This is a genomic window from Cellulomonas sp. Marseille-Q8402 (assembly GCF_965119525.1).
On sequence record NZ_CBCPLX010000002.1, the window covers coordinates 758,172 to 773,058 of the forward strand.

Below are 14,887 nucleotides of genomic sequence, written 5' to 3' on the forward strand. Positions count from 1 at the left end.
ATCAGCGCGCCGGGCGGCGCGGCGCCCTCAGCAGGCGACCGCCGCGTACGGCACCGTCCGCACCTGGTGGTGCCCCACCCCGTCGTCGTACGCGTACGCCGCGACGCTCACGGTCCCAGCCGGGATCGACCGAGCCCCGGACTCGAACCCCTGGTACACCGCCGACCCGTCCGCGACCCCGGTCCACTTCTTCTCGCCGAACGGCGTCGTCGCCCGGACGTCGACGGGGCGCCCGTCGCGGATCGCCGTGTGCACGGCGACGTCACGTGGTGCACCGGGAGCCGTGGCTCGTGGGACATAGGGACAGCTAGGCCCAGCTCCGCATCTGCGGTCGGGAGCGGCGCGTGTCCGGCTACCCATCGCTCCGAGCCTGTGAGCGACGCACGCGTACGGTCAACGCCACGCCCCCGGTCAGCGCGGCCACAGCGAGCAGGACGAGCCCCGCGATCTCGGCACCGGTACGCGGCAGGGCGTCGACGGTTCCCTCGGCCCGCGCTCCGCCGTCGTCGGGTTGCCCACGCTCGCCCTCGGGTTCCGGACCGACTTCCGGCTCCGGAGTCGGCTCGGTCGGGAGGGCGGTGAACGACACCGTGGCCCCGTCCCCGTTGAGCACGGCCCGCCCCGCGACCGACGCGCTGACCGCGTACGTTCCGGCCTCCGCACTCACGACCGCCACCTCCGCAACGCCTGTCGTCCCAGTGCCGATGACGACTTCGGACGCATCACCGGCCGTCACGGCCGAGGCCGCGCTCGGCGCCAGCCCGTCCGGCAGCACGAACGCCACGTCCACCCCGGTCACCGGGTTCCCGAACGGGTCCCGCACCCGCACGGTCAGCGTGTGGCTGCTGACCCCGTCGGCGGGCTGCTCGCCCACGGTCGCGGTCAGCGTGCTCGCGCCCGTCTCGCCGAGGTCGGGCCCCAGTTCCTGCGGAGCGCAGTCCTCGTCGGCCCGCGGCACGCGCGTCCAGCCGGCAGGTTCGTCGGACGTGACGTTGCCGGCGTAGTCCTCCAGCGCGACCCACAGCTCGCTGTCCACGTGCGACAGGTCGAGCGTGTAGGCCGGCCGCATCGTGCGGCCCCGGACCGCCTGGTCACCGGCGGGCTGGCTGTAGGTGTAGGCGAACGACTTGCGGTCGGTCTGCGGGGTGCCGTCATCGTCCCAGCGCTCTTCGACGCGGAGGTAGCGCCAGTCGGCGATCGTGGGTCGCGGCAGCGTGACGGTGTCCGGGTCCGCCCAGATCACGTCGCACACGGGGAGCTGCTGGAGCGTCGCGTCCGTGAAGTGGCCCTGCGCGGCGACGGCGGCTCCGTCGCCGGCGCGCACCGTGACGACGTAGCCGGACCCGTCCAGCGGCATCCCGTCGAGGTCCGCGGTCGCCGTGCCCGCCGGGACCGTGGTCTCGGCCGCGAACGGTGCGTCTGCGTACCGCTCGCTCGCCCGGGACTCGACGCGGACGGTGGTGGGCACGCCGTCGTCCGCCGGGGTCCACGCGACCGTCATCGCCCCGGACCGGTCCGTCGTGACCTCGAGCGCGGACGGCGCGGTCGCGGCGTCGAGGACGAGGGTCGCCGGAGCGCTCACGCTGCCGTCCGGGCCGACCGCCCGCAGCTCCAGCTGCCCCGACGGGGCCGGCAGGTCCTTGACGTACAGGGTCTCGTCGTACCGCCCGCCCAGGTAGGTGCCGTCGAGGTACAGCCGGTACTCGCGCACGTCGGCGTAGTCGGCGAGGTCCCAGGAGACGACGAGCTCGTCGCTGTCCACCAGGAGCCGGTCGACTGTCAGCCCAGTAGGTGCGGCCGGCGTGCGGTCGACGCCGTCGGTGACGCGCAGCGCGCCGACGTTGACCTGGAAGTCCTCGATGGGTGTGTTGCCGGCGCCGACGACCAGCCCCAGGGTGATCACCCGGTCACCGGCGAACGAGGACAGGTCCACCCGCCCCGTGCGCCAGCCGTCGGTCGCCGCGTCGGAGTCGTCCAGCTCGAGCTCGACCACGGTGCCGGGGTCGGACGCGAGCACGACGCCGACGGCCAGCGTGGAGTCGTCCGTCGTGGCCTTCCGCCACGTGAGGTCGACGGCGGACCCGGCGTCGACCGCGAGGTCGGTCTTGTAGAGGCGCACGGTGTTGTCCGCGGCGAGCCGGCCGCTGAGCACCAGCGACGAGCCGCCCTCGTACGCGCCGACGGGGGTGTACGCGAAGCGAGGGGCCGAGGTGGAGGAGGAGCCGTAGTCGTAGTCGGCCTGGAGCGGGCTGTCAGCCGCGTCGATCCACCACTGCCACGTGACGGGAACGTCCTGCACGTTGATGTTGCCCCACTCGCGGTCCGACGTGACGGTGCCGGCGGTGCGGTGCTCCAAGCCGTGCCCGGTGTTGAACGTGGTGCTGAAGGTGCCGCCGCCGATCACGGACCGCTCGGCGATGTACGAGGAGACCCCCTGCCAGGAACCGTCTGCGGCCGTGTCGCCGGTCGAGGATCCCGTCCACCACCGCCGCTCGCGGTCGAAGGTCTCCCACTGCGCACCGTCGTCCGTCTTGTCGGGGTGGTCCGCGTGCACGAAGTCGGCGCCGAGGATCGCGATGCTGTTCATCGGAGTGCCGTCGGCACCGAGGTTGTCGGCGAGGTCGTACGGCTGCTCGAACTGGTACAGCCCGGCCTCGACACCGGCGAACACGGCCTCGTGCGGGTCCAGCCCGAGGGACTCGGCGTGCGAGCGCGAGGACGCGAGCCGCGCGGCGTTCCACCAGTAGTTCAGGAAGATCGAGTCCGACACCCGCCCTGCCGCGGAGTCCTGCACGAACAGGCTGTTCTGGGCGTTGAACGCGTTCTGGTAGCCGATCGAGCCGGACGAGGTCACCGAGTCGTACCACTGGACGTAGATCCCGTCGGCGCGCAGCTGCTGCATGAACGTCTGGTAGTCGGCGATCTGGCCGGCGTCCAGGTCGCGACTGACCTCCTCCTGATTGACGAAGTAGCCGTCGAAGCCGAACCAGCGGGCGACCTCGGTCAGCTTGTCCGCCACGGGGAACCGACCGTCGTCCCCGCGCACCAGCAGGTCGGTGAACGTCTGCTCGCCCCGGTCGTTGTCGGAGAAGAAGATCGTCGCCAGCGACCGGACGCCGTTGCGGTGCGCGGCGTTGGTGTACGCGGGGTTCGGGAGGTTGAGCATCCCGAACTCGAACCACCGCTGCGTCCACTCGGCGGTCGGGTCGTACCACTCCGGCGAGATGCCGTCGGTGGGCTGGCCGTGCCACGTGCCGTAGAGGTCGGCGTACTGCCAGTAGCTGAACAGGTACTGGCTGAACTCGTCCGTGTCGTGGTGGCTCTCGAAGAACGCGTTGCCGTAGTCGCCGGCGAGGGTGTGCAGCTGGGTGCTGGCAGGCAGCGCGGGGTCGCGCTGAGAAGCCGGGTCGGCGCCGATGCGGTCCTGCAACGGCACGCGGGAGCGGAGCAGCTCCGCGTCCGTGTCCGCTGCGGGTTCCCAGCGGAGCAGGTCCGACGCGGTGTAGCCGTGCTGGTACGGCTGGTGCGCGCCGACGGCGCTCTCGCCGGTCCAGGGCAGGGTGTCGGACGCCGCGGCCTGCGGGGCGGCTGATCCCACCAGGCAGGCCGCCATCGCGGTCGCGAGCGTTGCCGCCGCGGGCCGTCGTCGGTGGTCGCTCCGTCGTCGGGTCGTGCTCGTCACCATGGGTCCTCTCGTCGTCGAGTCGGGTGGTGCGCCGGCGTCAGAGCCGGATGTCGGTGTGCAGCTGGTCGACGTGCAGGCGGGTGGTGGCTGGCCCCTGAGTGGTCGCGAAGCAGGACGACGTGTCGACCGTGAGCTCGACGACGGTGGTGCCGCCCGGGACGTCGACCGCCCGGAACGCGAGCAGCTCCCGCAGCCGGGGGAGCACGTCACCGCCCGTGCGGTGAGCGGTCAGGGGCAGGACGACGCGGGCGGAGACGACGCCCGGGTTCGTCACCTGGACGTGCACCACCACCGCGTCACCGACCACACGGGCGCGCAGCGCGTCCACCGTCACGTCGTCGTAGCGCAGCCCGTGCCCGAACGGGAACAGGACGGGGTCAGGTGCGTCCTGGTACACGCCGGTCGCTGCGTGCCGGTCGTCGTGGCGCACCGGTACCGCAGCAGGGTGTCGCGGCAGCGTCATCGGCAGCCGGCCGGTCGGCTCGGTCCGCCCCAGCAGCGCGTCGACGACGGCCCGCCCGCCCGCCGGGCCCGGGTAGCCGGCCCAGAGCACGGCGTCCACGTGCGCGACCACGTCGGTCAGCACGTGCGGTCGACCGGCGACCACGACCGCGACGACGGGGCAGGGGGCGATCCGGCGCAGCTCGGCGACGATCGCGTCCTGGCCGTGCGGCAGCGTGACGTCGGCGAGGTCGACGCCCTCCCCGCAGGTGGCGCGCGACGCGCCACCTGCCACGGCGCCGTTCGCGGCGAACCCGTCGTCGTACGACCTGTGGCTGGTGCCCCCGACGACCACGACGACGACATCGGCGCCCGCGAGGTCCGCCGCGCGCGGCAGACCGTCCGGGCGGACCACGACCTCGGCGGTCGGGAGTGCGGACCGCAGCGTCGAACCGATGCCGCCTCCGGCCGTCTCGGGGAGCGGCGGCACGTAGTCGCCCAGCATCGCGGTGACGTCGTCGGCGAGCAGGCCGGTCACGACGACGCGTCGCAGGTCTCGCTCCGTCAACGGCAGCGTGTGCGCGGGGTCGTGCAGCAGGACGAGCGCCCGGTCGGCAAGGGTGCGGGACGCCGCGCGGGCTCGTCCGGCCGCCACCTCGATCCGCTCGCGGGAGGTCGTGCTGGTCGGCGGCGGGTCGGCGAGCAGGCCGAACCGGGCCTTGAGCGTGAGCACCCGGCGGCACGCCTGCTCCACCGCCGCTGCGACGTCCGGGTCGCGCTCGGCGGTCGCGGCCAGCGTGGTGAACCCCTCGTCCCACAGGGACACGTCCACCCCGGCGAGCAGCGCCGCCCGAGCGGCGGAGGGGACGTCGCCGGTCATCGCGGCCAGCCGGTCCACGGCCAGCCCGTCGGCCATCACGATGCCGTCGAAGCCCTGCTCGTCGCGCAGGTACCCGGTGAGCAGGTCGCGGTTCGCGCAGCACGGCACGCCGTCGATGTCGTTGTACGCGGCCATGAACCCGAGCGCTCCGGCTCGGATCCCGGACGCGACGGCCGGCAGGTGCAGCTCGTGCAGGTCCCGTGGGCCGATGACGGCGGACTGCCCGTTGCGCCCGCCGACGGCCTCGCCCTGGGCGGCCAGGTGCTTGAGGACGACGGCCACGCCGGTCGAGCCCACGTGCGCGCGGTCGACGCCTTGCATCCCGGTGACCAGCGCGCGCGTGAGCGAGGCGGCGAGCAGCGGGGCCTCACCGAAGCACTCCTCGCTCCGGCCCCAGCGGGGGTCGCGCAGCAGGTCGAGGGCCGAGACGAGCGCGACGTGCACACCGCTCGCGGCCAACCCGGCGGCCACCGCCTCGGCCGCCTCCGCGAGCAGCGCCGGGTCCCACGCAGCGGCGACGCTGAGGTTGGCCGGCAGCAGCTCGCCGCCGAGCGCCTGGTGGCCGTGCGGTGCCTCCTCGACGACGAGTGGCCGGATGCCCGCCGGGGTCGCCGCGGCCACCGCCTCGGCGACCAGCGCCGCCACCTCCGCCCGCTCCTCGGGGCGGATGCCGTCCTCCCACGAGCGCCCCGACCACGCGTCGGCGCGAAACAGGCCGTAGATGGACCCGAGGCCGGACCAGCGCTCGATCTCGGCGCGCAGCGTGTCCGTGAGCCGGAGTGCGCCGTCGACCCGCTCGATCGCCTGCCACCCCAGCAGCCGCTGGTTGAGCTGACCCACACGCTCGCGCGTGCTCAGACCGGCGAGCACCCGCTCGACGGTGTCGGCGTGGTCAGGCACCGGCCACCCCCGGGGGGAACATCTCGGTGTCGCTGACCGCGGAGTAGAGCGTTCGGCCCGTCACTGGCGCCTCGAGCACCCGGACCACGCCGCGCCGAGCGAGGGCCTCGGGCTGCTCGGCGGTCCGCGACGTCACGAGGGTGGGCCGCCGGCCGGCGGCAGCCAGGCGCATCCAGGTGTCGAAGACGCCGCCGCCAGGCCCCAGCTCCGCGCGGTGCAGCGGAACGTCCTCTGCGCCGACCGGGATCACGACGGCCTCATCCCGGATCGCGGGCTCGGGGCGATCGCGCAGCTCTGCCATGACGGCCGCGAAGCGCCGCCCGATCGGCTTCACGCCGCCGTCCTCGTCGAACAGGCCGAGCGAGTGCTCGAGGTCGGGGAAGTCACCCAGCGCTCGCGGCACGTCGTGCGAGCACCACCAGGTCACTCCCCACATCCGTGAGCAGTCGGCGGCGGCTCGCACCGTCGCCTCGCAGAAGTCGGGGGCCGAAGCGGGGTCGACGTGCGGCGTCGGTGCACCGACCTCCTGGAGCCAGGTCGCCCGGGCCGGGTCGTCGGCGAACGCGCGCGCCAGCTCGATGAGGTACTCCGCGTGCCGGGTGCCCTGCGGGCCTCGAGCGCCGTAGCCCTGCGCGGTGCCGTTGAAGATCCACGAGTGGATGACGCTCATGTCCCCGTGGCGGGCCGCGTGCACGGGGTGGAACGGGTGCGCGTCGGCGAACCAGACGGCGTCGTACTCGGCGTGCACGCGGAACTGCTGCGGCGCGCGCCGCGGCGCACCGAGCAGCGCCTCGAGCCACGCGGTGACGTCGTCCGGGGACACGGGCACCGGCGTCGGGTGGCTCGCGGCCGCGAACTGGTTCAGCTCGTTGCCGAGCGTGAGGCCGAGGAAGGACGGCAGGTCCGCCAGCCGTGCGTCGAGTGCGTCGACCAGCCTGACCTGGGCCTCGACGATCTCCGGGTCGCTGAACAGGTTCCGTGCGTGCCAGCTGGCGAGCCAGCTCGGGAGGAAGTCGAAGCTGGACAGGTGCCCTTGGACCGCGTCCACCGTGGCGTCCAGGCCCGCCTCGGCGGCGACCTCGACCGTGCGGCGGACGTCGTCGAGAGCCTGCTGTCGGATCGAGGTGCGATTCGGCTGGAGCACCGGCCACAGCGGGAGCACGCGGACGTGGTCCAGCCCGAGGGCCGCGACGGCGTCGAGGTCGCGTCGGACGGTGTCCCAATCGGGTGCGAGCCAGGAGTAGAACCAGTCGGTCGAGGGGGTGTAGTTGACCCCGGATCTGAGCATCGTCATCCTCTCGGGGCGCGGGCAGCGCGCGTGGCGGGTGCCCGACCGATCGCGTGGTCCAGGGCAGCGAGCTCCTGGGGTCGCAGGAGCGAGCCGGCGTTCGCGCTGCGTTCCGCCATGGCGCGCAGCGGACCGCGCAGGTCGGCGTGCACCTGTTCTGGCGTGCGGGCGTCCGGCACGTCGCCCCAGACCGAGAACATGGTCCCGGCCAGCGCTTCGGGGTAAGGGGGTGCCAGGTTCTGCGGGTGCGCACCGTCGCCGTCGCGTCGGTCCGCGAACCGGCCAGGGTGCCAGCCCTGGTCGGACAGCGCCTGCGCGGTCGGGTACCGGTAGCCCGCGCACTCGCCCAGCACGTAGTACAGGAGCGAGTCGTTCGCGTTCACCACGCGGTGCCCGCCCTCGAGCGCCGCCGCGAGCGGCGCCATCCGAGGGCTCCACCCGGTCCACCAGGCGATCCGCACGTCCTGGTCCAGCTGCACCCGGCTGCGGAACATCCCGTCGTTCCACACCTGCGGGACGAAGCCGTGCGAGCGCACGACGGAGGCCACCCGGTTCACGAAGCCGACCAGCAGGTCGAACCCGGTCGAGCCCGGACCGTGGCGCTCCTCGGCTGCGGCTCGGAGCGCGGGGTGGTCCTCCAGATCCTCGAGGTCCACGAACTCGTCGGCGCCGATGTTCCACGTGGCGCCGGGACGGAACAGCGTCGCGTACTCCTCGACCAGTTCGAGGGCGCGGCGTACCGCTGGCTCGTCGGTGAGGTCGAGCGCCCCCGGGACCTCCGTGCCGTCGGCGGCCGGCAGGCAGCCGGACCCCAGTCCCCGCAGCACCTGCCCCAGGTGGCCCGGCATGCTGAACGAGGGGTCGACGCGGACGTGCAGGTCGGTGGCCACGTCGAGCAGCCGGCGCACCTCGGCTCGGGTCAGCGCGTGCGACGAGACGACCTCGGGGTGAGTGCTGCTCTCGATCCGGAAACCCTCGTTCTCCGAGAAGTGCAGCTGCAGCACGTTGAGCCCGATGTAGGCCAGCTCGTGCAGCTGCCGCTCGATCCACGTGGCGGAGAAGGGCACCCGAGCGGCGTCGAGGTGCAGGATCCGATCGACGACTGCCGGCGACCCGAGCGCCCTGCCGGCCGGGACGACGCCGTGGGCCGCGAGATTGTGCAGCAGCTGCCGGGTGCCGCGGAACACGCCCGCCAGGTCGGTCCCGGTCACCGTGACGTGGTCCGCGACGTCCACCCGGTAGCCCTCCGCCCGCGCGTGGCCGGGGACCTCACCGAGCCGCAGCAGGACGTGCCCCGGGTGCGCCTCGCCGCCGTCGAGGGCCAGTGCGTCGAGCTCGCCGTGCAGCCGCTCACCCTCTCGCGCGAGCCCGGGATCGGCACCGGGCGTCAGGATCCGGGTGCCGGATCCTGGCCGCCAGCCCGGGCCACCGGTCAGGCGCACCTCGTTCGGCTGCGGGAGCCCGGCCCAGGCCGGCAGGTCGTCGCTCGCCGTCATCCCTTGATCCCTCCGGACTCCAGGCCGCGGAAGAAGTACCGCTGCAGGGAGACGAACAGGACGACGATCGGGACCAGGGCGATGACCGTGCCGGCCGCGATCAGCCGGGGGTCGTCGTAGAACGTCCCGCGGAGCCGGTTCAGGCCCACGCTGAGGGTGTAGTTGTCCTCGCTCGACAGCACGATGAGCGGCCAGAGGAAGTCGTTCCACGACCCGACGAACGCGAAGATCGCGACCACCGTGATCACGCCCTTGACCTGCGGGGCGCAGATCCGGGTGAACCGCTGCCAGGCGTTCGCCCCGTCCACGACGGCGGCTTCCTCCAGCTCCCGCGGCAGCGCCGCGAACGCGTTGCGCATCAGGAGCACGTTCAGCGCCGCGACGGCGCCGGGCAGCACCACCCCGAGCAGGGTGTCGGCGAGACCCATCGACCGCACCAGCAGGAACTGGGAGACGATCACGGTCTCGATCGGCACCAGCAGCGCGGCGACGAACACGCCGGTCGCGACGCCGCGGCCGCGGAACCGGAGCCGCGCGAGCGCGTACCCGGCGCAGGTCGCACCGACGATGTTCGCGGTGACCGCCATCGCCGCCACGACCATCGAGTTGCCCAGGTACCGCACCACCGGCACCCGGTCGAGCACCTCGGTGAAGTTGCTGAGCGTGAAGTCCTGCGGGATCAGCCGCGGCGGGCGCTCGTACAGGGCGTCCCCGGCTCCCTTGAGCGACAGCGACAGCTGCCACAGCATCGGCCCGGCCATCAGCACGACCATGAGCAGCAGGACCAGGTAGCGGACCACGGTCCCGGTGCCGGGCCGTCGGGTGCGCGGCCGCACCGCGGCGGTCACGAGGCGCTCCGTTCGCGCTGCTGGAGCCAGAGCTGGACGACGAGCAGCGCACCGAGCACCACGAACATCGTCAGGCTGATCGCGCCCGCGTAGCCGGTGCGCGCCTGCAGCCCCGTGCCCTCCCGGTGGATCAGCATCGTCATCGTCAGGTTCCGGCCGCCGACGCCGCCGGTGCCGCCCGTCAGCACGTAGACCTCGCCGAACACGCGGAACGCGGCCACGGACGACAGCACGCCGATCAGCGCCATCGTCGAGCGCACGCCGGGCACGGTCACGTGCCGGAACGACCGCACGGCGCCGGCACCGTCGACCGCGGCGGCGTCGTAGAGCGTCGGGTCGACGTTCGCCAGCGAGGCCAGGTAGATGACCATGTAGTAGCCCAGCCCCATCCACACGGTGACCGCCATGGCGCTGAACAGCAGCAGCCACCGGTCGGTGAGGAACGGCACCGGCTGCGCGAGCACGCCGAGCCAGCCGAGCAGCTCGTTGACCAGACCTCGCTTGTCCAGCAGGTTCGTCCAGATCAGACCCACCACGACGGCGCTCATCACCACCGGCAGGTACATGGAGGTCCGGAAGAACCCCATCAGCCGACCGGGACCGCTCACCAGGGCGGCGAGCACCAGCGGGAGCAGCACCATCAGCGGGACGACGCACAGCACGTACAGGCTGGAGTTGAGGAACGCGACCCCGAACCGCTCGTCCTCGAGGAGCCGCGCGAAGTTGTCCAGGCCGACCCAGCTGCCGCTCCTCAGCAGCGTCGCGTCGGTGAACGCCAGCCGCAGCGTCTGGACGAACGGCACCAGCACGAACGTGACGACGACGCCCAGCGCGGGCAGCAGGAGCAGCCAGGGCAGCAACCGCGCGGAGTGGGTGCGGGAGGCCCCGGCCCCCCGGGTGCGCACCGCGGCGGCACGCACCCGGGGAGCAGGACGGCTGTCGGTCAGCGTCATGCCCCGCTCGCTGCCAGTCGCTCGTTCGAGTACTCGACGGCCGCGTCCAGGGCGTCCTGCACCGACTTCTGTCCCAGCAGCGCCTGCGCGACCTGCTCTCGCAGCATGGGGCCGTCCGACCCGCCGGAGAACGTCGGCGGCCACCAGACCACCGCCTCCTTGACCTGCTGCGCCGCCTCGACGCGCAGGGTGCTGGACAGCTCGCCGTCGTCCTCCGTGAAGTACGGGTCGTCGAGCGACCCGACCGACGAGGGGAACACCGAGGCCGACTTCGCGAACGTGAGCTGGTTCTCGGTGTTGGTGACGTAGGTCGCGAAGTCGAGCGCCAGGTCCTCGTTCTGCGTCTGGGCGCTCACGACCAGCGACTCGAGGTACATGTTGGGCGACGAGTCGTTGATCCGCGGCCCGATGCCGAGGTTCTCGTAGATGTCCGGGGCCGTGTCCTTGAGGTCGTTCAGCGTGTAGGACGAGCCGGGCAGGTAGGCGAGCGTGCCGGCCTTGAACGCCTCGACCTCCGCGGTCTGCAGGTTGTTCAGCGCCTCCTCGTCGAGACCGGCCGCCTGGTAGAGGCCGGCGAACCGCTCGACGAGCTCGACGCCCTTGGGCTCGTTGAAGGTGAACTCGGTGGCGTCGTCGTTCATCAGCTGCACGCCGTACTCGCCGAGCTCCTCGATGGACGGCATCCGCGCGAGCATCGTCGCGTCGTCGCACTCCGACGCGAGGACCTCCGCCTGGTCGAACAGCTCGTCGTAGGTGCCCGGCAGGTTCTCCGGGTCCAGGCCGCACCGCTCGAAGATCGCGGTGTTGAAGAACGCCGGCCCGGTGTTCAGGTACCAGGGGTAGGCGTAGGTGCCGCCGCCCAGCCCCTCGAACGTTACGGCGTCCCACGCCTTCTCGAGGTAGAGGTCCTGCGCGGCCGGGTCGGCGACCGACAGGTCCAGCAGCGCACCGGCCTCGGCGAGGGTGTAGACGGCATCCGGGCCCATGTCCACGACGTCCGGCAGCGAACCGGCGGCGGCGTCGGCGGACAGCTTGTTCTCGTAGCCCTCCGCCGGCTGGTCGACCCAGGTGATCGACGTCCCGGGGTTGGCGTCCTCGTAAGCCGCGATCAGGTCCTCGAAGTACGGGGTGTACTTCTCGTTCTTCAGGTTCCAGGTCTGGAACGTGATCGACCCGGACAGGCCGTCGCCGTCCGACGACCCGCCCGACGGGTCATCTGCCCCGCTGCCGCACGCAGCCAGCGCGATCGAGGCGAGTGCGAGCCCGGCGACGGTGCCGAGCGCTCGGGAGTGCTTCTTCATCGAACGTCCTCCTCAGGGGTGTGTCCCGCACGTCGACCCGGAGCGGGGCGCTCCGGGGAGATGCGCAGCGTGGCGACCTGGAACGGTGCGAGCGTCAGCGCGGCCCCGTCGCAAGTGGTGGTGGTGGTGTCGTCGCGCGTGGCGAGGGCGCGGGGCAGCGGGTCGTCGGGCGCGACCGGGCGCTCCAGCAGGTCGGTCTCCCGTACCCGCGCGCCTGCCCCGACGGCCGGCCCCGGGCGCAGCAAGGCCCGGGCGCGGCCGCCGGCCGGCTCGTAGACCCGGACCACCACGTCACCGCTGCCGTCGTCCGCGAGCTTCACCCAGTCGACGACGGCCGACCCGTCAACCGGCTCCAGCAGCACCAGCGGGTCGATCACCGGCAGGTCGGGCAGCACCGGTGCGGTGAGCACGGCGGCGGCACGCGTGGTCGCGGCGACGTCGGCGTCGGCCAGCACGGACCAGCGGAACACGTGCCGGCCCTGGTCCGCCTCGGGGTCCGGGAACCGGGCGGCGCGCAGCAGCGACAGGCGCAGTGCGGTGCCGCCCGACGTGCTGCGCGCGTCCATGCCGGACATCGCGTCGTTGACCACGCCGACCCCGTAGCTGCCGTCCGCGACGTGCACGTAGCGGTGCATCGCAGCCTCGAACATCGCGTCGTCGCCGGCGGTGTTGGGGTGCACCGGGCGCTCGACGTAGCCGTACTGCGTCTCGCAGCGGGCGACCGACGCGCGGACCGCCAGGGGCAGCGCGACCTTCAGCAGGTGCTCGCTCTCGTGCCAGTCGACCTCGCACGTCGTGTCGACGCGGTCGTCGCGCAGCCAGGTGGTCAGGGTCGCTCGCGACCGGCCGAACGTCCGCACGACCTCGTACCCCGTCTCGTCCCCGTCGGTGACCAGCCGCAGGCTCGTCACCGCGTCGACCGGCTGCGGGTGGCGCAGCACGTGCCGGTCCAGGTCCCAGGCGTCCCACCGCACCGGCTCGTCGCGCATCAGCTCGAGCGCGTTCAGCGGTACGCCCGGGAGGACCAGCTCGCGCTCGCGGTGCAGGTCCAGCAGCGAGACGACCTGCCCGGCCGCGTCGGTCCGCAGCCGGAGCCGGCCGTTGTCGAGCACGACGGCGCCGTCCGTCTCCGGGCGGGCGTCGGCGGTGGCGGAGAGGCGCTCCCTGGCGGGGACGACGACCTCCGCACCGACGCCGCCAGGGACGACGCGCGCCTGGGGCAGCCGCGGACCGGTCAGCGTGGCGCCCGCACTGGCGATCACCGCCTGCAGTCGCCCCTCGATGCGTGCGTACGCGTCGCGGGCCTCCCGGTGCACCCAGGAGATCGACGTGCCCGGCAGGATGTCGTGGAACTGGTGCAGCAGCACGTCCTGCCAGACCGCGGTCAGCTCCTCGGCCGGGTACGGCACGTCGTGGGTCAGCGTCGCCGCGGCGCTCAGGTACTCGGCGGTGCGGAGCAGGCCCTCGCTGCGGCGGTTCAGCTGCTTCATCGCGACCTGCGACGTCAGCGTGCCGCGGTGCAGCTCGAGGTAGAGCTCGCCGCGCCAGGTCGGCGCGAGGCGCTGGTCCTCTGCTGTGACCCGCATCAGCTCGGCCTCGGCGTCGGTGAAGAACTCTTGCGGGGTGCGGGCGAGCACGCGCGGAGCGCCGTCCAGGTCGGCGAGCCGACGTCCGCGCGCCGCCATCTCCCGCGTCGGACCTCCGCCACCGTCCCCGTACCCGTAGGCGAGCATCGAGTGCGACGCGATGGCCTTGTCCCGGAAGTTCGCCACCGAGTGCGTCAGCTCGCGGGGCGTGAGCTCGGCCGCGTAGGTGTCCGACGGCGGGAAGTGCGTGAACACCCGGGTGCCGTCGATGCCCTCCCACCAGAACGAGTGGTGCGGGAACGAGGTCGTGTCGTTCCACGAGATCTTCTGCGTGAAGAACCAGCGGAAACCCGCGCGGCGGGCGAGCTGCGGCAGCGCCCCGGAGTAGCCGAACGAGTCCGGCAGCCAGACCTCCTGCGCCTCGTGGCCGAACGTGTCGGCGACGTACCGCTTGCCCAGCACCATCTGCCGCACGATCGACTCGCCGGTGGGCAGCACGCCGTCGGCCTCGACCCACATGCCGCCGACGGGGCCGAACCGGCCCTCCGCGGCGTACGTCCGGACGCGGTCGAACAGGTCCGGGTAGCGCTCCTCGAGCCAGGCGAAGTGCTGCGCTGACGTCATCGTGTAGACGGCGTCCGGGTCCGTGTCGAGCACCGCGAGAGCGTTGGACACCGTGCGGCCGAGCTTGCGCCGGGTCTCGCGCAGCGGCCACAGCCAGGCGGAGTCGATGTGGGCGTGGCCGACCGCGGTGACGGTGTGTGCGCCGGCCCGGGCGGGGAGCGCGAGCTCCGGGGCGAGATGGGTACGGGCGGCTGCGGCCGTGGCGTCGGGATCCGTGCCGTCGTAGGCGTCGAGCGCCTGCTCGACCGCGCGCAGCAGCCGCCAGTGGCGGGGATCGGTGTCCGGCGTCTCGGCGGCGAGCCCGCCGGCCACCTCCAGGTCCATCGCCAGGTCCCAGACGTCGGCGCTGAACGCGCAGATCTCCGCGCGGCGCAGCACGTACTCCTCGAACGGCTCGTCCGCGCCCGGCTCGCCGTGCTCGGTCACGACGAACGGCGGCAGCCCCAGCAGCAAGGGGTTGGCGGCGGCCTCGACGTACAGCTCCACGGTGCCGTCGGGGGCGACGAGCCCCGGCATCGCGCCCGCGCCGACCAGGCGGACCCAGGAGTTGCGGGGGTGCAGCGACTTGATGACGCGGCCCGTCGGGTCCAGCACCATCGCCTCGCAGTGGCCGCCGACCGAGTGCGGGAACCAGCCGAGGTCGACGACGAGCTCGACCGGTCCGGTCGTGCCCGGCGGCACCTGGCCTCGGATCCGGAACCACGTCGTGGCCCAGGCGGGGCCCCAGGTGCTTCCGACGTCGAACGGGCGGTAGTCGGGGGCGGTCCTGCCTTCATCTGACCCGAGGCCGAGCGCGTGGGCGATCGACACCGGCTCGCCGTCGTCGCCGACTTGCCACGACTCGATGACGACGGACGCCAAGCGGGTGTGGACGCGAGGAAGGAG

9 protein-coding genes are annotated in these 14,887 nt (G+C 73.0%); all 9 read right to left on the reverse strand.

Features of this window, described 5'->3' with window-relative positions:
- Nucleotides 1-27 precede the first annotated feature (27 nt).
- Complete coding sequence (locus tag ACWPWW_RS14540) at nt 28-255, reverse strand: hypothetical protein (RefSeq protein ID WP_454051063.1); 228 nt, start codon at nt 253-255, stop codon at nt 28-30.
- A 97-nt stretch (nt 256-352) separates the two neighbouring features.
- Complete coding sequence (locus ACWPWW_RS14545) at nt 353-3,682, reverse strand: endo-beta-N-acetylglucosaminidase (protein ID WP_454051064.1); 3,330 nt, start codon at nt 3,680-3,682, stop codon at nt 353-355.
- Between the two features lie 40 nt (nt 3,683-3,722).
- Entirely contained in the window at nt 3,723-5,906 is a 2,184-nt protein-coding gene (locus ACWPWW_RS14550) for a glycoside hydrolase family 3 protein (protein WP_454051065.1), read from the reverse strand.
- Nucleotides 5,899-7,194 carry a glycoside hydrolase 5 family protein gene (locus ACWPWW_RS14555; protein ID WP_454051066.1) on the reverse strand — a complete coding sequence of 432 codons (1,296 nt, stop codon included), beginning with the start codon at nt 7,192-7,194 and terminating at the stop codon, nt 5,899-5,901. Before ACWPWW_RS14555 ends, ACWPWW_RS14550 begins: the two co-directional genes overlap by 8 nt.
- Nucleotides 7,195-7,196: 2 nt before the next feature.
- Complete coding sequence (locus ACWPWW_RS14560; protein WP_454051067.1) at nt 7,197-8,690, reverse strand: family 20 glycosylhydrolase; 1,494 nt, start codon at nt 8,688-8,690, stop codon at nt 7,197-7,199.
- Complete coding sequence (locus tag ACWPWW_RS14565) at nt 8,687-9,538, reverse strand: carbohydrate ABC transporter permease (RefSeq protein WP_454051068.1); 852 nt, start codon at nt 9,536-9,538, stop codon at nt 8,687-8,689. The genes ACWPWW_RS14560 and ACWPWW_RS14565 overlap by 4 nt, the downstream gene beginning before the upstream one ends.
- The gene (locus ACWPWW_RS14570) at nt 9,535-10,491 is read right to left on the reverse strand and encodes a carbohydrate ABC transporter permease (protein ID WP_454051069.1); all 957 of its coding nucleotides are present in this window, start codon (nt 10,489-10,491) and stop codon (nt 9,535-9,537) included. Before ACWPWW_RS14570 ends, ACWPWW_RS14565 begins: the two co-directional genes overlap by 4 nt.
- Nucleotides 10,488-11,792: an ABC transporter substrate-binding protein gene (locus ACWPWW_RS14575; protein WP_454051070.1), complete on the reverse strand. Its 1,305-nt coding sequence runs from the start codon at nt 11,790-11,792 to the stop codon at nt 10,488-10,490. Before ACWPWW_RS14575 ends, ACWPWW_RS14570 begins: the two co-directional genes overlap by 4 nt.
- Nucleotides 11,789-14,812 carry an alpha-mannosidase gene (locus ACWPWW_RS14580; protein WP_454051071.1) on the reverse strand — a complete coding sequence of 1,008 codons (3,024 nt, stop codon included), beginning with the start codon at nt 14,810-14,812 and terminating at the stop codon, nt 11,789-11,791. Before ACWPWW_RS14580 ends, ACWPWW_RS14575 begins: the two co-directional genes overlap by 4 nt.
- Nucleotides 14,813-14,887: the final 75 nt, after the last annotated feature.